Below are 21027 nucleotides of genomic sequence, written 5' to 3' on the forward strand. Positions count from 1 at the left end.
TGTTAAACTGTTAAAGCTATTTTAACATGTTTTTGGGGAAATGTGTGGAAGAATGAAACTTTTCTTCCATTTTCCGCCAAATAATGATATGATGGATACCGGCAGCATAAAGCGCAAAGGAAAAATGCCGCTGTTTTGGCATTTTATGGCGGCGGAAAAGACAGAAAATTGGATGCTGCATAGAAAGGTGAGCACGACAATGAATTTTATTGTACCAGCCGGTTATACTCCGGATATTGACTTAAAAGAGACCCAGATCGCTATCAAGGTCGTGAAGGATTTCTTCCAGAAGGAACTTACAAAACAGTTAAATCTGACCCGAGTTTCCGCTCCGTTATTTGTAACGCCGGAATCCGGATTAAATGATAACTTGAACGGTGTGGAGCGCCCGGTTGCCTTTGATATCAAGGAAGGCGGAAGAAAGGCAGAGATTGTCCACTCCCTGGCAAAATGGAAACGTTACGCGTTGAAACAGTACGGCTTCCAGCCGGGTGAAGGTTTATACACCGATATGAACGCCATCCGCCGCGATGAGGACACCGATAACATCCACTCCATCTATGTGGACCAGTGGGACTGGGAAAAGGTGATCACGAAGGAGGAGAGAACACGCGAGACACTGGAAGAGACTGTCCGTGCCGTATATAAGGCATTAAAGATCACAGAGGACTATATGGCATACGAGTACGACTATATCGGCCGTGTTCTCCCGGAGCACATCGAGTTTATCACATCCCAGGAGCTTGAGGACCGCTACCCGGATCTCACCCCGAAGCAGAGAGAGTATGAGATCGTGAAGCTTCACGGCGCTGTGTTTATCGAGCAGATCGGCGGAAAGTTAAAATCCGGAGAGCCCCACGATGGACGTGCTCCGGACTATGATGACTGGAAATTAAACGGCGATATTATCGTCTACTATCCGGTTCTCGACATTGCCCTTGAGTTAAGCTCCATGGGTATCCGTGTGGACGAGATCTCCCTGCACGAGCAGTTAAAGGCGGCAGGCTGTGAGGAGCGCGAGAAGCTTGCATTCCAGAAGGCATTGTTAAACGGAGAGCTTCCATACACCATCGGCGGAGGTATCGGACAGTCCCGTATCTGTATGTTCTTCTTAAGGAAAGCCCATATCGGTGAGATCCAGTCTTCCTTGTGGCCGGATGAGGTCCGCGAGGAGGCGAAGAAGGCGGGAATTCCGCTGCTGTAAGCAGCAGGCGGATGCGGATCTGCACAGACTTATTATGAGAACGACCCGGCGGCGCAAGCCTGACCGGTATTAAATATTCAGGAAAACAGTTACGGTCCACAAAGGTGTGTGCGGTAACTTTTCCTGCTTATGGAGGTAAAAAAATGGCAAATGAACGTTTGAGGGAACTCAGGACCCTGATGAAAGTGAGAAATGTGGACGCGTACTATGTTCCGTCTTCCGATTTCCACGATTCTGAGTATGTGGAGGATTATTTCAAATGCCGCGCATTCCTGTCCGGATTCACAGGTTCCGCGGGGACCATGGTGATCACCCAGGCTTTTTCCGGCATGTGGACAGACGGAAGATATTTTGTCCAGGCGAAGAAAGAGCTGGAAGGCCAGGACACACGTCTGATGGCGATGGGCGAGGAGGGCGTCCCGACCATTGAGGAATACCTGATGGACCATATGCCGGAAGGCGGCGTTTTAGGCTTTGACGGCCGCGTGGTAAATGCTGCCCAAGGAAGAAAATTTGAGACCATGATGGCAGAGAAACATGCCACACTTTCCGTCGGCGATGACCTTGCGGGTGAGGTCTGGGAAGAACGCCCGATCCTTCCGGCACCGGAGGTGTGGGTCCTCGACGTGAAGTACGCAGGCGAGACCGTTGCGGAGAAGCTTGCCCGCCTCAGAACCGCGATGAAGAAGGAACACGCGACCGTGCACATCCTGTCAAGCCTTGACGATGTGGCATGGCTCTTTAATATCCGCAAAAATTCCGACGACGGAAATGTACTGGCACCGGCATTCACCCTGATCACAGAGAATGAGGCGAGACTTTTTATTAACAGTCGCAAATTCTCCCCGGAGCTCCGCGCTTATTTTGAGGAGAATCATGTCGCCATCGAAAAATACGACGCGATCTACGACGCGGTGGCAGGGATCAGAAACGAGACGGTCCTCTTGGAGCCGGGTAAGGTAAACTTTGCCCTCTATAAGAAAATCGATGCCTCCAACCGCATTGTGGAGGCTATGAACCCGACTTCCCGGATGAAGGCAGTGAAGAACCCGGTGGAGATGGAAAACCTTCGCAAAGCTCATTTAAAGGACGGCGTGGCGTTGACGAAATTCCTGTGCTGGATGAAGAAGAACGCGGGAAAAGTGGAACTCACAGAGACAGAGGCTGCAGAGCGCCTGGAGGATTACCGCAAGGCCCAGGAAGGTTACCTCGGACCGAGCTTCACGACGATCTCCGCATTCGGCTCCAACGCGGCGATGTGCCACTACCATGCGACAAAGGAGCAGGAGAGCCCGGTGGGAACAGATGGCTTCTATTTGGTAGACTCTGGCGGACAGTACTATGAGGGAACCACGGACGTCACAAGAACCATCGCGGTCGGTCATGTGACAGACGAGATGAAGGGACACTTTACACTTGTCATGATGGGAATGCTCCGCCTGATGAACGCGAAATTCTTATACGGCTGCCGGGGTCTCAATGTGGATTACCTTGCGAGAGGACCGCTCTGGGAGCGGGGGTTCGACTTCAACCACGGTACCGGACATGGCGTTGGCTTCTTATCCGCTGTCCATGAGCGACCGAACGGCATCCGCTGGCGCATCGTTCCGGAGCGTCAGGATTCCTGCGTTCTGGAGGAGGGCATGCTCACATCCGACGAGCCGGGTCTTTACATCGAGGGCAGCCACGGAATCCGTACTGAGAACCTGTCCCTCTGCAGAAAGGCGGAGAAGAATGAGTACGGTCAGTTCATGTGCTTCGAGAACATGACATTCGCGCCCATCGATCTCGATGCGGTGGATATTTCCGTGATGGAGCCGTCTGATGTGAGAATGCTGAACGCGTACCATAAAGAAGTCTGCGAGAAGCTTTCCCCGTATATGACTGAGGAAGAGAACGAGTGGTTAAAAGAAGCGACAAGACCGATTGGAGAGGATTACACATGGCGGATTTAGAGAAAAACATTCTGGTGGTGATCCCGGTAAACGAGGATCACAAGAAGTTCCTTGAAGAAAAAGCCGCCTCAGGTGACAAGAACTGCTGCATCCGATATGTGAACGGCGGGGAAGTCACAAAGGAGGACGTGGAACAGGCAGATGTTATCGTCGGAAACGTGGATCCATCCCTGATCTCCGGCGCGAAGAACCTGGAGCTGCTCCAGTTAAACTCTGCTGGGGCAGATCTCTATATCAAGGCCGGTGTGATGCCGGAGGGAGCAGTGCTCGCAAACGCCACAGGCGCTTACGGACTCGCGGTCTCCGAGCATATGCTGGGTCTTACGTTCGACCTGATCAGACGTTTAAACCAGTACCACGCGAACCAGGCAGAGCATGTATGGAAAGCCATGGGAAACATCATTTCCGTGGAAGGTTCCACGATCCTTGTCCTGGGTCTGGGCGATATCGGCGGGGATTACGCGAGAAAGGTCCACGCGTTGGGCGCCCATGTGATCGGTGTCCGCCGCACGAACCGGAATAAGCCGGATTACCTGGATGAGCAGCACACGATGGATGATCTGGATATGCTCTTAGGCCGGGCAGATATTGTTGCCATGGTCCTTCCGGGCGGAAGCGCTACAAACCACATCATGGACGAGAGAAGACTCCGCCTGATGAAAAAGGGCGCGTACCTCATCAATGTGGGCCGCGGAAATGCCATCGATCCGGATGGACTCTATAAAGCCTTAAAAGATGGTCATCTAGGCGGCTGTGGCCTCGATGTGACGGAGCCTGAACCGCTTCCGGCGGACAGCCCGTTGTGGGATCTTGAGAACCTTGTGATCACGCCTCATGTGGCAGGAAATTTTTTCCTTCCGGAGACCTTTGAACGGATCGTCCGGATCGCGGGAGAAAACCTTGCGGCCTGGGCGAACGGGACGCCGTACCGGAATGTAGTGGATTTTACGACAGGATATAGAAAGTGACAGTAAGATAAACAAGTAAAGACAGTTGTTCTTTTGCATGCTTATATGGCAGGTAAAGAGGACGGCTGTTTTTGCTGTCGCACATTCAAAAAAGGCAGGCGGTGAAGGGCTCCTGTGAATATAGAAATTAGAGAAAACAGCAAAAAACAGGACGGTCGTAAAAACCGTCCTGCATAGGCTTGAAGTTATTATATTTAGAAGCTCGTCTCGTACTTTTTCTTCTTTTCCGCCTCCGGCGCATAAGCGATCGGGTAAATAACGGATGCCATGAGAAGCGCGCCGACCACATCGATCACGGAGTGCTGCTTTAAGAACATTGTTGCCAGGCAGATCAGAACCATCAGAATGCCGGATGCCCGGACGATCATCGGATGTTTCTTTAACTCCTCACTGCGGCAGACCGCGATGTGGACACCGACGGAGTTGTATACATGGATGCTCGGGAAGACGTTGATGCACGGATCAATGCTCCAGAGTCTCGATACCAGGTAACAGAAAATATTTTTATCCGGATCGATTGCTGGACGGAAGTCCGTTCCATTCGGGAACAGGGAGCAGACGAGAAGACTGATCGTCATTCCTGTGAAAAGGAAGGTGCAGAGCCTGTAATAATCATCACGATTCCGAAAGAAGAAAAATGCGATGGTGGCTGCTACATATAAAAACCACATCAGATAAGGTACGATAAAGATCTCTTCGAAAGGAATCATATCATCGAGTGCCGTGTGCATGACGTGGTAAGGTTTGTTTATGTTCTCCTGAAGTCTTGTAAACCAGGGGATATAGATGAATGCATAGGATAGCATCCATACGTGCCCATATTTTCTTATCAGCTTTTTCAAAAGGATGACCTCCTTTCCTTTCTGAACAGGCATCATCATTAAAGTCCTGCTTTGTAATACTTTTGTCACATTTCCCTTGCGTTGCCAAATTATATCACTTTAAAAGTGGGGTTTCAACCCCCAGTGGTAAATTTTTATCGAAAAGTAAGGAAGACGTTAGAAATGTAAGAAGGCGGTAAGACTTTTGACATTGTTTCGGCTTTATGGTATGTTAAAGGAAGAAAATATATTCGGATTTTCAAACCGGGAGGGAGGAAATTCATGAGAAATAAGGAACTGGTAAGGGAAGCTTTGGAAGCAAGAAAACAGTCCTACTGCCCATATTCCGGCTTTGCGGTGGGAGCAGCGCTTCTATGCGGGGACGGAACAGTTTTTCGCGGCTGCAATATTGAAAACGCGGCGTATCCGGCGACAAACTGTGCGGAGCGGACGGCGATGTTTAAGGCTGTCAGCGAGGGAAATACGGACTTTCGGGCGATCGCCATCGTGGGAGGTCCGAAGGGAAAAGAACCGAAGGATTTCTGCGCGCCCTGCGGCGTCTGCCGCCAGGTGATGGCAGAGTTTTGCGACCCGGAGACCTTTCGAATCGTCCTTATGAATGGGGACGGGGAGATCCGGGATTACCTCCTGAAAGAGTTGCTACCGTTAGGCTTTACGGGGAAAGCACTGGAAAAATAGAAGGCACACTGGAAAGGATGTAAGAGAAAATATGACATACAGAGATATATTGAAGAAAGTTGATCATACACTGTTAAAACAGCCGTCCACCTGGGAACAGATCAGGGAGATCTGCGATGACGCGGTAAAATATGGAACCGCATCCGTCTGCATCCCGCCGTCCTACGTAAAGCAGGCGGCAGAATATCTGGATGGGAAGATGCCCGTCTGTACCGTCATCGGATTCCCGAACGGGTACAACACGACGGCTGTGAAAGTCTTTGAGACGAAAGAGGCATTAAAAGACGGAGCGGAAGAGATTGACATGGTGATCAACATCGGCTGGGTCAGGATGGGACAGTACGATAAGGTCCTGGCGGAGATCAATGCCTTAAAAGAGGCCTGCGGAGATCACATTTTAAAGGTCATCATCGAGACCTGCCTTCTCACGGATGAGGAGAAGATAAAGATGTGTGAGACTGTAGCTGCTTCTGGAGCGGACTTTATCAAGACGTCCACTGGATTTTCTGCCGCAGGGGCTACAAAGCCGGATGTGGCGCTTATGAAGGCCCATATGACTGCCGGAAAGAAGATCAAGGCAGCAGGAGGAATCGCCGATTTCAACGACGCGAGGGAGTTTGTCCTCCTCGGCGCTGACCGTCTCGGAACGAGCCGCCTTGTGGAACAGGCGAAAAAGAAAGGGGGAGATTTAGATGCCGAAATATAATCGGATTTTTACGATCGTCATAGATTCCTTGGGAACCGGCGCTATGCCGGATTCCGAAAAGTTTGGTGACATGGGTGTGGATACCTTGGGACATATCGCGGAACACATGAAGGGGTTTCATATCCCGAATCTCCAGAAGCTTGGAATCGCGAACTTAAGACCATTAAAGGGGGTTGCCCCGGTGGAAAAGCCGACGGGCCGCTTCACAAAGTTCTCCGAGGCCAGCAACGGCAAGGACACCATGACCGGACACTGGGAGATGATGGGGATCTACACGACGAAACCGTTCAAGACCTTCACGGATCACGGTTTCCCGGAGGAGCTGATCGACGAGCTGGAAAAACGCACCGGTCACAAAGTAATAGGAAATAAGAGCGCCAGCGGAACCGCGATCCTGGACGAACTGGGAGAGGAAGAGATCGCTACCGGTCACATGATCGTGTACACATCTGCCGATTCCGTCCTTCAGATCTGCGGAAATGAGGAGACATTCGGACTTGACGAGCTGTACCGCTGCTGTGAGATCGCTAGGGAGATCACGATGAAGGAAGAGTGGCGTGTGGGCCGCGTCATCGCGAGACCTTATGTCGGAAAGAAGAAAGGCGAATTTGTCCGCACCAGCAACCGCCACGATTATGCGTTAAAGCCGACAGGAACGACGGCGCTCGATATCTTAAAGGACAACGGGTACGATGTGATTTCCGTCGGAAAGATCCGTGATATCTTCGACGGACAGGGCATCACGGAGGCATTCCGATCCAAGAGCTCCGTCCATGGAATGGAACAGACCATCGAGATCTGCAAAGATAAGGATTTCAAGGGACTCTGCTTTGTGAATCTCGTGGATTTCGATGCCCTCTGGGGCCACAGGAGAAATCCGGTGGGATATGGGGAAGAGCTGGAGCGCTTTGATGCGAAGCTTGGCGAACTCCTTGAAAACCTCCGGGAAGGTGATCTTTTGATGATCACGGCGGATCATGGAAATGATCCGACTTACACGGGAACAGACCATACGAGAGAAAAGGTTCCGTTTATTGCCTACTCCCCGTCTATGAAAGAGAAGGGAATGTTTGAGGAACAGAAGACCTTTGGTGTCATCGGCGCGACGGTGCTCGATAACTTCGGGCTTAAAAAAGCGGAGAATATGATCGGGGAGTCGATCTTAAAAGAATTAGAATGATCGGGATCTGCCTGAGATCTGCGTGGATCCGATAGTTTCGTGGAGCAGGTAAAATAGAATAAAAAAGGAAGATCCGCATCCCCGGTATCCGGGAAATGTGGATCTTCCTTTTATGTTCAGACAGAAGTGCGAGACTTATTCTGCGCCGAGTTTCGTTTTTACATCCTCGATGGACATGTTCTTCTCTTTTACGATCGCGTATAATTCAGCCATTTCTTTGGCCTCGATCTGTTTTTCAATGTCCTTTTTCTGAGTTCTTAATGCTTTTAATTTCTGCTCTGTCTCTTCGATAGAAGCAAGGACCTCATTTAAAAGATCCTGCGGAGCAACGTCAGTCTTCTTTCTTCCTCTTGGCATAATTACAATCCCTCCTGTGCAGGTTCATATTATTGGAATCCGCGAATCGGATTCTTATACACTATACTATAAACAAGATGTATTGGGAATGCAAGAGAAAAATAGGAGATGTCAGTCTTTTTTTTAAATCGTGTAGATAGAACAGGAAAAATCCATTACAAAAAAATTTCAAAAAACTGTTGACAATTTCGAAAAAATAGGTTAAACTGTCAAAGCAATCGCGCTTGACGGAAACGTCAGACGGAAGCAATGGGGTCTTAGCTCAGCTGGGAGAGCATCTGCCTTACAAGCAGAGGGTCATAGGTTCGAGCCCTATAGGCCCCATTTATATGAAAATACATATGTTATGGCGGAATAGCTCAGTTGGCTAGAGCACACGGTTCATACCCGTGGTGTCGAGAGTTCAAATCTCCCTTCCGCTACTATGGCGGAATAGCTCAGTTGGCTAGAGCACACGGTTCATACCCGTGGTGTCGAGAGTTCAAATCTCCCTTCCGCTACGATTGAAAATCCCGGGAATCTGAGAAGGTTCCCGGGACTTTTTCGATTATAATAATTTTTCTGAAATTTTCTGCTGTACCAAACAGAAAAGAACATCTGCAATGATCCTGCAAACATATGAAAGGCTCTGTTGGTGTCTGGATTTTCACTTAAAAGATTCCCGGTAATACTGTCGCAAGATAATATCCGACCCAGAATGATGCTGAATTCGCGATAAACGAATAGAGAACAAAGTCACCGTTTTCCTTTTTGGGGGACACTCTCTTCAAAAACCTGCAATACAGACCTGCCTCCAGCGCAAAGACTATGACCTCGAAAAAGACATAGCTTGTGATAAAGGCCAACGGACCGGCATTGTAATGAATGATATTGAGAAGCAGATTTAAGAGAAGCTGCGTCGTGATATTTACAAGCGCAAGGATCTGCAGCTGCTTTTTCTGCCGGAAGCCGAATAACAGCCCGACGACCATTTCAATTGCGATCGTAAGAAGGATACGGACCGCGAGCGATAAAAGCTCCATCCGATAATTATAGGAACGATACGCGTTGATCCGCTCGTTTGTGCTCAGGTCCTCATTGTATTCCACGGATCCGATCCAGACGCCCTCCATGTCAACGGTGTAATAAGTATCAAATGCATAACGCTCATAGCTTCCGCTTGATACAAAGGTCCCGGTTTCCGGATAATACAGGAGGATCTTAAAATCCTCCGGTGGATAATAGGTCCAGGCGATCTCACCGGTTTCGCTTACCGTCCAGCCCCTCTGAAGGAAATAATATCCGTCAGGATCCTTGTAATCTACAAAAGCTTTCCAGATGTTCCGGTCAAGATCATAGAGCTGCTCATTTCTGGCGGTGCCGTCCCAGACTTGTGCAGGTCCTGTACATTTCTCCTTTGAAAGCAGCGTGCCATAGCACAGATCATCGCTCATATTTTTGAACTGGATGCGCACCGAGGGCTTTGGACCCATATCAGCTTTCGCGGTGATCGGAAGTGCTGTGACTGCAAAGATCATGCAGAACAGCAGCATGAAAAGCCCGACATACATTCTTTTTTTCATACCAGGAACCTCCTTTCAGAGCTTGGATTCATAAAAATCAATTATCTTTGCCCTTTGTATCTGCTTTTATTATAATTGACCCCAATATTGTCTGACAAGAAAGAGATGTTTACTATTTTCTTACGTTTTGGCGCGGATGTGTCCGGTACACGGGTAGGGATTTTGCTGATTTGGAATGCGAAGCATCGGCAAAATCAGCTGTTGTCTGCGCATGGCATGAACAGGAATGTATCGCAGTGCACATGCATGAAGTTTAGAAAAAATTTAGCCTTTTTTTAGCGGTTATGTGATATACTATAATCTATATCGTATGCCATATGGCACTGACATGGTCAGAATGCATATGGCTGCACGGAAAATTCTGAACATATAAGATTCGGAGGACGTTATGTATCAGTTTATCGTAAATCCCGGTGCCGGTGCTGGAAGAGGATACCGGATCTGGAAACGACTGGAACATCAGCTGGAAATGAACAGTCAGGAATACCGTGTCTTTTTTACGGAACATCAAGGGGATGCGGCGGAGATCGCGAGAGTACTGACGGCGGAAAAGGATGAAGCGAAGGTGATCGTGATCGTCGGCGGCGAAGGTACCTACAATGAGGTCTTAAACGGTGTCTCCTTTAAGGGACTCCTGACCTTCGGCTATGTCCCGGTGGGATTCCGGAATGCACTCTCGAAGGGATTCCAGTCTTTCTGGAAGGTGGACCGTCAGGCGAGGCGGATCCTTCACCCGAAATATTACAGGATGCTGGACTATGGCGTTATCACGTTCGGAAACGAGGAGATCGTGAGCCGCAGATTTGCCGGACGCTGTGGGATCGGACTCGACGCGGCACTGTGCCACAATCTCTTATGCTGCCCTGTGAGAAACCAGATGACGAGGCTTCATCTGACAAAAATCCTTCGTTTTGGGATCGGATTAAAGCAGCTTTTTCTTGCAAAGCCGACAAAAGGATATATTTTGCTTGACGGGACGCAGAAAGTGGAGTTTAATCATATATATTTCATCACGTTTATGGTACGCCGGGAAGAGAAGAAAAAGAAGAACGGCGGGATTTTAAATGATGACGGAAAAATGACCGTTTACGTTGGAAACAGTGCGAGAAAGACGAAGATGATCCCGATCTTAAGAGACCTTGTGATGGGGGTCCGGAGAAAAGAGCGGGGGATCCGTGTCTTTGAGTGCAGTGAGGCGGAGATCCACCTTGCGCGCCCGTTGGCGGTCCACGTGGACGGTGAGAGCTGTATGTGTCAGGAGAATCTGGCGGTGCGCTGTATCCCGAAACGGATGCGCGTGATCGGCTCATAATAGAAACAGGAGGAGATTCTATGAGAATCGGACAGGGATATGATGTACATCGTCTCGTAGAAGGAAGAAAGCTGATTATTGGAGGCGTGGACATTCCCTATGAAAAAGGACTTTTGGGTCATTCTGACGCAGATGTCCTTCTTCATGCTGTGATGGACGCACTTTTGGGGGCCGCCGCCCTCGGCGATATCGGCCAGCACTTCCCGGATTCGGACGAGAGATATAAAGGGATTTCCAGTATCGCGCTTTTAAAGGAAGTCGGGAAGATCCTGCAGGAAAACGGATATATGATCGAAAATATCGATTCCACCGTGATCGCCCAGAGGCCGAAGCTTTTGCCGTACCGCCCGCAGATGGCGGAAAATATCGCGGCGGCGTTAGGAATCGAAAAAGAACAGGTAAGCGTGAAAGCGACGACGGAAGAAGGGCTTGGATTTACCGGTACCGGGGAGGGGATCTCCGCTCAGGCGATCGCCCTTTTAAGTTCGGTGGCGGATTACGCGCCGGAGGACCGCGTTGGAATTATTTCCGGTGGATGCGGGGGCTGTCCGGGCTGTAGACAGCAGCAATAAATGAATGCGGAAGTAAGCGCCTGTTTACTTTGATGATAGTAAAAGTGCATTACGCAAAGCTGCATGGCAGAAAAATTCGGACAGAAAGATATATGAAGGAGCTTAAGTTATGAAGATCTACAATACACTCACAAAGAGAAAAGAAGAGTTCGTTCCGGTGGAGCCGGGAAAAGTAAAAATGTATGTGTGCGGACCGACCGTCTACAACTTTATCCACATCGGAAACGCGAGACCGATGATCGTATTTGATACGGTAAGACGGTACTTTGAATATAAAGGATACGATGTAAATTATGTATCCAACTTTACGGATGTCGATGATAAGATCATCAAAAAAGCCATCGAGGAGAGCGTTGATGCAGAGACGATCTCCAAGCGCTACATCGCCGAGTGCAAAAAGGATATGGAAGGCATGAATATCGAGCCGGCAACAAAGAACCCGCTGGCGACAGAAGAGATCTGCGGCATGCTGAATATGATCAGCACTCTGATCGAAAAAGGTTACGCCTATGTGGCTGCTGACGGAACGGTTTATTACAGTGTCCGGAAATTTAAAGATTACGGAAAGCTTTCCCATAAGAATCTTGACGATCTCCAGTCCGGATTCCGTGAGATCAAGGTAACCGGTGAGGAGGGCAAGCAGGATCCGAACGACTTCGTTCTCTGGAAACCGAAAAAAGAGGGAGAGCCGTACTGGGAGTCTCCGTGGTGCGAGGGCCGTCCGGGCTGGCACATCGAGTGTTCCGTTATGGCAAAGAGATACCTCGGCGACGAGATCGATATCCATGCAGGCGGTGAGGACTTAATTTTCCCGCATCATGAGAACGAGATCGCCCAGAGTGAGGCTGCAAACGGAAAGCCCTTCGCGAAATACTGGATGCACAACGCGTTCTTAAATATTGATAATAAGAAAATGTCAAAATCTCTCGGAAACTTCTTTACCGTCCGTGAGATCAGCGAAAAATACGATCTTCAGGTGCTCCGTTTCTTTATGCTGAGCGCACATTACAGAAGTCCGTTAAACTTCAGTGCGGACCTAATGGAAGCCTCCAAGAACGGTCTTGAGAGAATCCTCACCGGTATGGAAAAGCTCCGTGAGGCGGAGGCAAAGGCAACCGGCGGCACAATGACAGCGGAAGAACTGGAAAACCAGAAGAAGGCAATGGAGCTTGTCGCAAAGTATGAGGCGGCGATGGATGATGATTTCAACACCGCGGACGCGATCTCCGCGATCTTCGAGCTCATCAAGCTCTCCAACTCCACAGTCTCCGGGGCAAGCACAAAGGAGTATGTTTCCTGGATGAAGAATGAGATCCAGAGACTCTGCGACGTAATGGGGATTATTACAGAAAAGAAGGCGGAAGTCCTTGACTCTGAGGTGGAGGACCTGATCGCCCAGAGACAGGCAGCGAGAAAGGCAAAGAACTTTGCCCTTGCCGATGAGATCAGAGGAAAACTTCTCGACATGGGAATCGTCCTCGAGGACACAAGAGAGGGCGTAAAATGGAAGAGAGCTTAATGCTTTTAAAGGAAAAATTCCACTTAAAGGATACGGATGCAGGTCAGTACTCTCCGCTTGTGCTCGCCTATCTCGGTGATGCGGCTTACGAGATCCTGATCCGTACCATCGTGGTCAGCGAGGGAAATATGCAGGTGAATAAGCTTCACAGGAAGTCTTCGGCTCTTGTGAAGGCTGCAGCCCAGGCAGAATTCCTGATGGCCATTGAGGGTGACCTTACCGAGGAGGAGCATGCGGTCTACAAACGGGGAAGAAACGCGAAGTCTTTCTCTATGGCCAAGAATGCAACGATGAAGGACTACCGGATGGCGACAGGCTTTGAGGCTCTGATGGGATATCTTTACCTGTCCGGAAGAACGGAGCGAATGGTGGATCTTGTGGCACTGGCGATGACAAAGACCGGAAAAGCAGTGTCCGGAGATACGGAAAAACAGAAAGAGGAGAACTCCGATGAGATATGAAGAACTGACGATAGAAGGGCGCAACGCTGTTTTGGAGGCGTTCCGCTCCGGAAAGACCATCGACCGGCTGTTTGTCCTTGACGGCTGCCAGGACGGTCCGGTGCGCACGATCGTGAGAGAGGCGAAAAAGCATGATACGATCGTAAATTTTGTCCCGAAGGAACGCCTGGATTCCATGTCTGAGACGGGACATCATCAGGGTGTGATGGCGTATGCCGCTGCTTACGAGTACGCGGAGGTGGAAGATATCTTAAAGATCGCGGAAGAGAAGGGCGAGCCGCCGTTTTTATTCCTGCTTGACGGAATTGAGGATCCGCACAACCTTGGAGCGATCATCCGTACCGCGAACCTTGCGGGCGCTCACGGAGTGATCATTCCGAAACGCCGCGCGGTGGGACTTACCGCGACGGTTGCGAGAACCTCCGCAGGTGCGTTAAACTATACGCCGGTCGCAAAGGTCACCAACATGGCGGCAACGATCGAGGATTTAAAGAAACGCGGCATCTGGTTCGTCTGCGCCGATATGGGCGGAGAGAGCATGTACCGTTTAAACCTCACCGGACCGATCGGTCTTGTGATTGGAAATGAGGGGGAGGGCGTGAGTCGTCTCGTGAAGGAGAAATGCGATATGATCGCGTCGATCCCGATGAAGGGCGATATCGATTCCCTGAACGCGTCCGTTGCGACAGGTGTTCTCGCGTATGAGATCGTGAGACAGAGACTGGCGAAGGCATAGGATTTATAATTTTACTTATGATAAAAAGACCTGCGGAGAGGAGTTCCGTAGGTCTTTTTTATTCGAGGAGGATTTCCTTCATAATAAACATTTGTTCCGGTCAGCCCGGTCGTCCTGAGTGAGTGAGCATCATTGTCGCGTTCACGTCTTTTTCGTAACAGGAATTTCCTGTAACACGAAAAAAGGCTTCCCGGATATTCCGGAAAGCCTCATGGTTTAAGCTGCCTAGCAGATTTGAACTGCCGACCTCCGCCTTACCAAGGCGACGCTCTACCAGCTGAGCCAAGGCAGCGAACACATTTACTGTGTTTTTCGAACCTCCAATATAGTATCATGGATCAACAGGTTTGTCAACGATAAAAACAAAAAAATTTGAATAAATTTTTCATACAAAAAGATCAATTCCTCGGAAAGCCCATGGAGGGTAAAGCGGTTAGTGCTCCGCGCACTTGAAGCGGGGGAATGCTTATCTGCGTTCAAACACGTGCAGGGAACACTTTCCGTTCTGCTTTCATATTTTGTAGTAAAAAAGATATTGAGGTGTTAATATGCCAGAGAATCCAACATCAATGCCGGAACCGTCGGGAGAGAATACGGCGGAGGTCGTAGCCGGGAAGAATGACGCAAATGTACCGGAGACACCGGCCGAGCCATTAGGAGGAGTTTTTGTTTATCCGGGAGACGATGATCTTGCGGGGATCCCTGTGCCGCCCATCGCTTCACCGGGCGGAAGACCTGTTTATCCCGGAGATGACGATCTCGCTGGAATCCCGACGACACCGGTCGCGCCGTCTGGCGGACGCCCCGTCTATCCCGACAATACCATCGGACGCCCGGGCTTTCCGACGATTTCTTTTCCGGTCACATATCCGACGGTCTCAGGAGAAAATTACTACAGCAGAGTCCGGTTTTTAAATGCCAGCACATCAGGCCGAACTCTGGACGTCTATATCGATGGCCGGAATATCTTCTCCGGTTCTGAATTTGCCACGATTTCTTCTTATATCCGCGTGACGGACGGATTCCACACCGTCACTGTGCGCAGGACCAACGGTCAGATCTATTATCAGCAGACGATTGCCTTTGTGTCCGGTGAGAGACTCACGATGGTGATCTTAGACACGGTTTCCGGAGTGTCCCTGACCCGTGTTTCCGACATGGGCTGCACGAACGTTCCGGCAGGTTACGGCTGTCTCCGTGTAGCGAACATGTCCTACGCGGGATCCAGCTACGATGTGCGGACCTTCAACAACCAGACAGCATTTGCGGGGATCGGATACAAGGAAGTGACGAGCTATAAACAGACATCCAGCGGAACCTATACCTTCTTTGTGACAGGTTCCCAGTATGCAGTTTCAGCCTTAGGCGAGCTTCCGGTCCTTGTCCTTTCCTCCATCGTCGGCGTTTCCTGTCCGACCTGCACTGTGGCGAATCCGCTTCTCACCTTCAACGTCAACGTCCGTGCTGGAAGAGCCTACACCTGCTATATTATCGGAAATCCGTGGTCCGGTCTCTTCCGGGCGTATGTCCTCGAGGACTGAAGCGTGTTGCGGCAGGATTGCATTATTTGTAAAAATCGTCTATAATTTGCGTAATAGATAAAAGGAATGTGCCTTACGCATTCCGGCACCGGGAGCAGCCGTGGATAGAATGAGCAGACGGACAGGGGCGGGAAATGCCAGTCTGCTTTTCTTTCCGGATGCTGCCGGAAAGAAAATACAGGTACGGGAAAAAGGAGTATTATGAAGAAAAATTACGAAATGGACATGTGCAGCGGTCCGATCCTCGGAAAACTGCTCACCTTTACGATTCCGCTGATCTTTTCCGGAATCCTGCAGCTTCTGTTCAACGCTGCGGATGTGATCGTTGTGGGACGTTTCGCGGGTAGCCAGTCTCTGGCGGCGGTGGGTTCCACAACGGCGCTGATCAACCTGATGATCAATATCTTTATCGGACTGTCCGTGGGTGTCAATGTCATCGTGGCGAGATATTATGGAGCGAAGCGGGAAAAAGACGTGCAGGATACGATCCACACGGCCATGGCACTCAGCATCGTTAGCGGTCTTTTTCTGATCATTGTGGGTCAGCTTCTCTCGAGGCCAATGCTGGAACTCATGGGAACTCCGGACGATGTGATCGATAAATCTACGATTTATATGCGGATCATCTTTATCGGCATGCCTGCGAATATGATCTACAACTTTGGAAGCGCGATCCTCCGCGCGGTGGGAGACACGAAGCGCCCGCTGTATTTCCTTACGGCGGCGGGCGTGATCAATGTGGTCTTAAACCTCTTTTTTGTGATCATGTTCCAGATGGATGTGGCGGGAGTTGCTCTGGCGACCGCGATCTCTCAGGCGATCTCGGCGTGTCTGGTGATCCTTTGCCTGATGGAGAGCGAGGGCGGTCTGAAGCTTCATTTAAAAGATCTGAAGATCCACCGCTCAAAATTCCGTCAGATCATTCAGGTAGGCCTTCCGGCGGGGATGCAGGGCGCAGTATTTTCTATTTCCAATGTTCTGATCCAGTCCTCTGTCAATTCCTTCGGTTCTGTCGCAATGGCAGGAAATACGACATCCCAGAATATTGAGGGATTCATCTATAACGCCATGAATGCGGTTTATCAGGCAAACTTAAGCTTCACGAGCCAGAACTTCGGCGGCAAAAAGTATTCGAGGATCAACCGGATCATGGTTACCTGCCTCGGCGTTGTGACGGCAGTGGGACTCGGGATGGGAATCCCGGCTTATCTTTGCGGACATGCCCTGATCCGGATCTATTCCTCAGACCCGGAGGTCATTGTATACGGAATGAGAAGACTTGTGGTCTTTGGAACGACATATTTCCTCTGTGGGATCATGGATACGATGGTGGGCAGCATCCGCGGTCTCGGATACTCCGTTATGCCGATGTGCGTCTCCCTTCTGGGAGCGTGTGGACTCCGGATCGTCTGGATCTTTACGGTGTTTCAGGTATACCATAACCTGACAGTGTTATACTTATCCTATCCGTTTACCTGGATCGTCACGGCGACGGCCCATATGATCTGCTTCTATATCGTGAGGAGAAAACTTCCGAGGGAAGATGCGTGATAAACAGCAACGGAAGAATCCAACGAATGCAGATCTGATCAGAAAGGAAACAACAGAATTGAAACGATACAAAAAATACATCACCCCGTATCTCAGCGCCTTCGTGATCGGTCCGCTGATGATGCTCACCGAGGTGGCGGGAGAGGTCATGCTCCCGAAATTTATGTCCATGATCATCAACAACGGTGTCGCGAGTCGAAATGTTGCCTATATCGGAAAGATGGGGACGCTGATGGTCCTGACTGTCCTTTTTATGGCGGTGGGTGGGATTCTCGGCGCCTACTTTTCCGCGAAGGCGTCCATCTCCTTTACCAGTGACATGAGAAACGACCTCTTCAGGAAGGTCCAGCAGTTCTCCTTTGAGAATATCGACGACTACAGCACCGGTTCTCTCGTCACGAGGCTCACGAACGATGTCCAGCAGGTTCAGAATGTCCTGATGATGGGGCTTCGTATGGCGCTTAGAGCGCCCGGAATGTTCCTCGGTGCCCTGATCATGGCGTTTATGATGAATCGTCAGCTTGCGGTCATCATCCTCATCGTGATCCCGCTTCTTCTCGCGGCGATCCTTCTGATCTTAAAGACCGCATTCCCACGCTTTGGGGAGATGCAGAGGAGACTGGATCGTTTGAATTCTGGAATTCAGGAATCCCTGACGAATGTCCGGGTAGTGAAATCCTTCGTCCGGGAGGACCATGAGATCGAAAAATTCAGTAAATTAAATGACGACTTAAAGGAGAGCAGCCTCCGTGCGCTCCGGATCGTGATCGCCACGATGCCGGTGATGATGTTTGCCATGAACGTGACGACACTGGCTGTCGTCTGGTATGGAGGAAATATCATCATTGCCGGAAAGATGCCGGTGGGGGATCTCACTGCGTTTACGACGTATATCGTGCAGATCCTGATGTCCCTCATGATGCTTTCCATGGTATTCTTACAGAGCTCCCGCGCCAGCGCGTCTATGAAACGGATCAATGAGATCTTCGACACAGAGATCGGCTTAAATGATGATCATGCGAAAAATAAGGATAAAAAAGTCACGGAAGGCTGTGTGGAGTTCAAGGATGTAAGCTTTGGCTACGGCGGAGAGAACGGGAGAAAGGATCTCGTTCTGGAAGGAATCTCCTTTACGGCAGAACCGGGACAAACGATCGGGATCATCGGCTCCACGGGAAGCGGAAAGACCTCCCTCGTGCAGCTGATCCCGAGACTCTATGATGTGACCGGAGGCGAAGTCCTTGTCGACGGCGTGAACGTCAAAGAATACTCTTTAAAACACCTGCGGGAGGGCGTCGGCATGGTCCTCCAGAAAAATATCCTCTTCTCGGGAACGATCGAGGAAAATCTCCGATGGGGAAATGAGGACGCGCCGATGGAGGATGTCATCCGGTTCTCGGAGAGCGCCCAGGCAGATCCCTTCGTTAAGACCTTCAAAAACGGATATGATACCGAGATGGGGCAGGGCGGCGTCAACGTCTCAGGAGGTCAGAAGCAGCGTCTCTGTATTGCGAGAGCACTTTTAAAGCACCCGAAGATTCTGATCCTGGATGACTCCACCAGCGCTGTTGACACGGCAACGGAAGCGAAGATCCGGGAGAGTCTCTACCATGATCTCAAGGATACCACAAAGATCATCATCGCCCAAAGAATCTCCTCCGTTCAGGAGACGGATCAGATTCTGGTACTGGAGGACGGAAAGATCATTGGTCACGGAACCCACGAGGAACTTTTAAAGACCTGTGAGGCATACAGCGAGATCTATACGACCCAGATCGGAAATCAGTCCATCAGGGCAGGAGAGGAGGCGGCAGTATGAGTGTCACGAGGGCAGACCGCGAAGCGAGTCTGAAAAAACGATATGCCGGACGCGTGGCAGCCGCACCGAAAAGGAGAGGGATGGGAAGAGGACCGGGACCGGGGGCTCCGAGAGGCGGAGGACGCCCCAAGAGCACGGGAGCGGCCTTAAAGCGCCTGCTGTCCTATCTGGAAGCGGACAGGCTCCGGATGGGGATCGCATTTTTCTGTGTCATTGTAAATACGGTGGCGACACTGACCGGTTCCTATCTGCTGCGCCCGATCATCAACCGATTTATTGCACCGCCGGACGGAAGTCCCGGCAATGTGGCAGGACTTTTTAAAGGGCTGACCATGATGGCATGCGTCTATCTTCTGGGGGTTATCGCAAATTATCTCCAGTCAAGACTGATGTTAGAGGTTGCCCAGAGCGCCCTTGTGCGGATCCGGACAGACCTCTTTACAAAGATGCAGAAGCTTCCGGTGAGATTTTATGATACAAATTCCAACGGGGATCTGATGAGCCGCTTCACAAACGATGTGGACACCATCGGAAATATGCTGAGCAGTACTCTTGTGCAGCTCTTTTCCGGAACCTTAAGCATCATCGGGACCTTGTTCCTCATGCTCTACACGAACATCTGGCTGACAGCCGTGACCCTGATCATGATCCCGCTCATGCTGCGGGCCGGTGGAGAGGTCGCGAAGCGGAGCCAGAAATACTTCAGTGCCCAGCAGTCGGCTCTCGGTGCTTTAAACGGATACATCGAGGAGACCATCACCGGACAGAAGGTGGTAAAGGTCTTCTGTCATGAGGAGATCGCGGAGGAAGAATTTGATATATTAAACAGGGATCTCCGCGAAAAACAGATCCGCGCCCAATTCCTTGGGGGCATGATGGGACCTGTGATGAACAACTTAAGTCAGGTAAACTATTCCCTGACGGCGTGCATCGGCGGGATCCTCTGTGTGGTGAAAAACTTCGATGTCGGCGGGCTCACGGTATTCCTGAACTTTTCGAGACAGTTCTCAAGGCCGATCAACGAGATCTCCATGCAGGTCTCCAACGTGTTCTCAGCTCTCGCCGGAGCGGAGCGCGTGTTCTCCGTGATGGATGAGGAGCCGGAGGCGGCGGATGATAAGGACGCAGTGTCCATGGACGGCATGCGCGGGGAAGTGGTATTAGATCATGTGACCTTTGGCTACAACTCGGACAAGGTCATCTTAAAGAATATCAGCCTCTACGCGAAGCCGGGACAGAAGATCGCCTTCGTGGGCTCCACGGGAGCCGGAAAGACTACGATCACGAACCTTATCAACCGTTTTTACGATATCCAGAGCGGGACCATCACCATCGACGGCGTTGATATCTGCCATATTAAGCGGGACGAGCTGCGCCGCCACATTGCCATGGTGCTTCAGGATACGCATCTGTTTACGGGAACGGTCATGGAAAATATCCGCTACGGAAGGCTTGATGCCACCGACGAGGAGGTCGTTCAGGCGGCGAAGATGGCATCTGCCCATTCCTTTATCATGCGGCTTCCCAGGGGCTATGACACGGTTCTGGAGAGCGACGGCGCGAACTTGAGCCAGGGCCAGAGACAGCTTCTTAATATCGCGAGAGCGGCGGTATCCAGGGCACCGATCCTGATCCTCGATGAAGCGACGAGCTCCGTCGATACGAGAACGGAAAAGCACATCGAGCAGGGCATGGACCGTCTGATGGCAGAACGGACTACCTTCGTGATCGCCCACCGCCTCTCCACAGTGCGGAACGCCAACGCCATCATGGTTCTGGAGAACGGAGAGATCATTGAGCGCGGTGATCATGAAGACCTCCTGAAAGAAAAAGGACGTTATTATCGGTTATATACGGGAATGGCGGAGCTGAGTTAGGACGATCACAGAAGAAAAAACGGGCAGATGAAGAAATCTGCCCGTTTTTTATGTAACAGGAAATTCCGGGGAATTTCCTGTTACATAAAAAGGCACTGCGTATCGATCATACGCACCCAGACAAGCTTTTTCAAATTTTGTAGCAATTCCATAAGAGAGAGCAGAAAAGCGCGGGAGTTAGTTGGTA

The 21027-nt window shown here is 50.5% G+C and carries 18 protein-coding genes and 4 tRNA genes; 18 read left to right on the plus strand and 4 right to left on the minus strand.

Annotated features, from left to right (window positions below; translation table 11 throughout):
• Window positions 1-199: 199 nt before the first annotated feature.
• The 3 genes from asnA (at window position 200) to DXA87_RS08735 (ending at window position 4127) form a co-directional block, all read left to right on the plus strand.
• Window positions 200-1204 (plus strand): aspartate--ammonia ligase, encoded by a 1005-nt coding sequence (asnA, locus tag DXA87_RS08725; RefSeq protein ID WP_117484152.1) that lies wholly within the window; start codon window positions 200-202, stop codon window positions 1202-1204.
• A 143-nt stretch (window positions 1205-1347) separates the two neighbouring features.
• The gene (locus tag DXA87_RS08730; protein WP_117503966.1) at window positions 1348-3159 is read left to right on the plus strand and encodes an aminopeptidase P family protein; all 1812 of its coding nucleotides are present in this window, start codon (window positions 1348-1350) and stop codon (window positions 3157-3159) included.
• A complete protein-coding gene (locus tag DXA87_RS08735; protein ID WP_117503968.1) occupies window positions 3147-4127 on the plus strand; it encodes a D-2-hydroxyacid dehydrogenase in 981 nt (326 codons plus the stop codon). The genes DXA87_RS08730 and DXA87_RS08735 overlap by 13 nt, the downstream gene beginning before the upstream one ends.
• Window positions 4128-4321: 194 nt before the next feature.
• Here the strand turns inward: DXA87_RS08735 and DXA87_RS08740 are convergent, their stop codons facing one another.
• Window positions 4322-4969 carry a phosphatase PAP2 family protein gene (locus DXA87_RS08740; protein WP_345941803.1) on the minus strand — a complete coding sequence of 216 codons (648 nt, stop codon included), beginning with the start codon at window positions 4967-4969 and terminating at the stop codon, window positions 4322-4324.
• A 261-nt stretch (window positions 4970-5230) separates the two neighbouring features.
• Here DXA87_RS08740 and cdd point away from each other — a divergent pair, with 261 nt between their 5' ends.
• The 3 genes from cdd to DXA87_RS08755 are packed head-to-tail and all read left to right on the plus strand — an operon-like array spanning window position 5231 to window position 7533.
• Complete coding sequence (gene cdd / locus DXA87_RS08745) at window positions 5231-5647, plus strand: cytidine deaminase (RefSeq protein WP_015554675.1); 417 nt, start codon at window positions 5231-5233, stop codon at window positions 5645-5647.
• 31 nt (window positions 5648-5678) lie between these two features.
• Window positions 5679-6353 carry a deoxyribose-phosphate aldolase gene (deoC, locus tag DXA87_RS08750; protein WP_015554674.1) on the plus strand — a complete coding sequence of 225 codons (675 nt, stop codon included), beginning with the start codon at window positions 5679-5681 and terminating at the stop codon, window positions 6351-6353.
• Complete coding sequence (locus DXA87_RS08755) at window positions 6340-7533, plus strand: phosphopentomutase (protein WP_117503970.1); 1194 nt, start codon at window positions 6340-6342, stop codon at window positions 7531-7533. Before deoC ends, DXA87_RS08755 begins: the two co-directional genes overlap by 14 nt.
• Before the next feature lie 135 nt (window positions 7534-7668).
• Here the strand turns inward: DXA87_RS08755 and DXA87_RS08760 are convergent, their stop codons facing one another.
• Window positions 7669-7890, minus strand: coding sequence for a hypothetical protein (locus DXA87_RS08760; protein WP_015554672.1), 222 nt, complete (start codon window positions 7888-7890; stop codon window positions 7669-7671).
• 251 nt (window positions 7891-8141) lie between these two features.
• On the opposite strand from DXA87_RS08760, the gene DXA87_RS08765 reads away from it, so the two are divergent.
• The 3 genes from DXA87_RS08765 to DXA87_RS08775 all read left to right on the plus strand — a co-directional run bounded on the left by DXA87_RS08765 (window position 8142) and on the right by DXA87_RS08775 (window position 8390).
• A tRNA-Val gene (locus DXA87_RS08765) sits at window positions 8142-8214 on the plus strand.
• A 24-nt stretch (window positions 8215-8238) separates the two neighbouring features.
• Window positions 8239-8312: transfer RNA gene (locus DXA87_RS08770), tRNA-Met, on the plus strand.
• Window positions 8313-8316: 4 nt separating this feature from the next.
• Window positions 8317-8390, plus strand: a tRNA-Met gene (locus tag DXA87_RS08775).
• 150 nt (window positions 8391-8540) lie between these two features.
• Here DXA87_RS08775 and DXA87_RS08780 read toward each other — a convergent pair.
• Window positions 8541-9452 (minus strand): hypothetical protein, encoded by a 912-nt coding sequence (locus tag DXA87_RS08780; protein WP_117503972.1) that lies wholly within the window; start codon window positions 9450-9452, stop codon window positions 8541-8543.
• A gap of 388 nt (window positions 9453-9840) precedes the next feature.
• On the opposite strand from DXA87_RS08780, the gene DXA87_RS08785 reads away from it, so the two are divergent.
• From DXA87_RS08785 to rlmB, 5 genes are all read left to right on the plus strand, one after another.
• Window positions 9841-10764 carry a diacylglycerol kinase family protein gene (locus tag DXA87_RS08785; RefSeq protein ID WP_117469718.1) on the plus strand — a complete coding sequence of 308 codons (924 nt, stop codon included), beginning with the start codon at window positions 9841-9843 and terminating at the stop codon, window positions 10762-10764.
• Window positions 10765-10784: 20 nt separating this feature from the next.
• A complete protein-coding gene (gene ispF, locus DXA87_RS08790; RefSeq protein WP_117469717.1) occupies window positions 10785-11336 on the plus strand; it encodes a 2-C-methyl-D-erythritol 2,4-cyclodiphosphate synthase in 552 nt (183 codons plus the stop codon).
• Between the two features lie 109 nt (window positions 11337-11445).
• Complete coding sequence (gene cysS, locus DXA87_RS08795; RefSeq protein WP_117503974.1) at window positions 11446-12855, plus strand: cysteine--tRNA ligase; 1410 nt, start codon at window positions 11446-11448, stop codon at window positions 12853-12855.
• Window positions 12840-13316 (plus strand): ribonuclease III domain-containing protein, encoded by a 477-nt coding sequence (locus DXA87_RS08800; protein ID WP_117503976.1) that lies wholly within the window; start codon window positions 12840-12842, stop codon window positions 13314-13316. Before cysS ends, DXA87_RS08800 begins: the two co-directional genes overlap by 16 nt.
• The gene (gene rlmB, locus DXA87_RS08805) at window positions 13306-14052 is read left to right on the plus strand and encodes a 23S rRNA (guanosine(2251)-2'-O)-methyltransferase RlmB (protein WP_015554667.1); all 747 of its coding nucleotides are present in this window, start codon (window positions 13306-13308) and stop codon (window positions 14050-14052) included. Before DXA87_RS08800 ends, rlmB begins: the two co-directional genes overlap by 11 nt.
• A gap of 219 nt (window positions 14053-14271) precedes the next feature.
• Here the strand turns inward: rlmB and DXA87_RS08810 are convergent.
• Window positions 14272-14344: transfer RNA gene (locus tag DXA87_RS08810), tRNA-Thr, on the minus strand.
• Between the two features lie 256 nt (window positions 14345-14600).
• Between DXA87_RS08810 and DXA87_RS08815 the strand changes: the two genes are divergently transcribed.
• The 4 genes from DXA87_RS08815 (at window position 14601) to DXA87_RS08830 (ending at window position 20840) form a co-directional block, all read left to right on the plus strand.
• Window positions 14601-15593, plus strand: a complete 993-nt coding sequence (locus DXA87_RS08815) for a DUF4397 domain-containing protein (RefSeq protein ID WP_117503978.1) — start codon at window positions 14601-14603, stop codon at window positions 15591-15593.
• A gap of 201 nt (window positions 15594-15794) precedes the next feature.
• Complete coding sequence (locus DXA87_RS08820) at window positions 15795-17144, plus strand: MATE family efflux transporter (RefSeq protein ID WP_117484141.1); 1350 nt, start codon at window positions 15795-15797, stop codon at window positions 17142-17144.
• Between the two features lie 58 nt (window positions 17145-17202).
• Entirely contained in the window at window positions 17203-18963 is a 1761-nt protein-coding gene (locus DXA87_RS08825) for an ABC transporter ATP-binding protein (protein ID WP_117503993.1), read from the plus strand.
• Window positions 18960-20840: an ABC transporter ATP-binding protein gene (locus tag DXA87_RS08830; protein WP_117503980.1), complete on the plus strand. Its 1881-nt coding sequence runs from the start codon at window positions 18960-18962 to the stop codon at window positions 20838-20840. The genes DXA87_RS08825 and DXA87_RS08830 overlap by 4 nt, the downstream gene beginning before the upstream one ends.
• Window positions 20841-21027 lie beyond the last annotated feature (187 nt).

It is taken from the genome of Desulfotomaculum sp. OF05-3 (assembly GCF_003435535.1).
In the GTDB taxonomy this organism is placed as follows: Bacteria; Bacillota; Clostridia; order Lachnospirales; family Lachnospiraceae; genus Pilosibacter; species Pilosibacter fragilis.

Coding starts and splice junctions, on each gene's coding strand:
- DXA87_RS08735 (WP_117503968.1), top strand. CDS start 3,147: ATGGCGGATTTAGAGAAAAACATTCTGGTGGTGATCCCGGTAAACGAG.
- DXA87_RS08785 (WP_117469718.1), top strand. CDS start 9,841: ATGTATCAGTTTATCGTAAATCCCGGTGCCGGTGCTGGAAGAGGATAC.
- DXA87_RS08760 (WP_015554672.1), bottom strand. CDS start 7,890: ATGCCAAGAGGAAGAAAGAAGACTGACGTTGCTCCGCAGGATCTTTTA.
- DXA87_RS08830 (WP_117503980.1), top strand. CDS start 18,960: ATGAGTGTCACGAGGGCAGACCGCGAAGCGAGTCTGAAAAAACGATAT.
- cysS (WP_117503974.1), top strand. CDS start 11,446: ATGAAGATCTACAATACACTCACAAAGAGAAAAGAAGAGTTCGTTCCG.
- DXA87_RS08815 (WP_117503978.1), top strand. CDS start 14,601: ATGCCAGAGAATCCAACATCAATGCCGGAACCGTCGGGAGAGAATACG.
- rlmB (WP_015554667.1), top strand. CDS start 13,306: ATGAGATATGAAGAACTGACGATAGAAGGGCGCAACGCTGTTTTGGAG.
- DXA87_RS08780 (WP_117503972.1), bottom strand. CDS start 9,452: ATGAAAAAAAGAATGTATGTCGGGCTTTTCATGCTGCTGTTCTGCATG.
- DXA87_RS08755 (WP_117503970.1), top strand. CDS start 6,340: ATGCCGAAATATAATCGGATTTTTACGATCGTCATAGATTCCTTGGGA.
- cdd (WP_015554675.1), top strand. CDS start 5,231: ATGAGAAATAAGGAACTGGTAAGGGAAGCTTTGGAAGCAAGAAAACAG.
- DXA87_RS08820 (WP_117484141.1), top strand. CDS start 15,795: ATGAAGAAAAATTACGAAATGGACATGTGCAGCGGTCCGATCCTCGGA.
- DXA87_RS08800 (WP_117503976.1), top strand. CDS start 12,840: ATGGAAGAGAGCTTAATGCTTTTAAAGGAAAAATTCCACTTAAAGGAT.
- DXA87_RS08730 (WP_117503966.1), top strand. CDS start 1,348: ATGGCAAATGAACGTTTGAGGGAACTCAGGACCCTGATGAAAGTGAGA.
- asnA (WP_117484152.1), top strand. CDS start 200: ATGAATTTTATTGTACCAGCCGGTTATACTCCGGATATTGACTTAAAA.
- deoC (WP_015554674.1), top strand. CDS start 5,679: ATGACATACAGAGATATATTGAAGAAAGTTGATCATACACTGTTAAAA.
- ispF (WP_117469717.1), top strand. CDS start 10,785: ATGAGAATCGGACAGGGATATGATGTACATCGTCTCGTAGAAGGAAGA.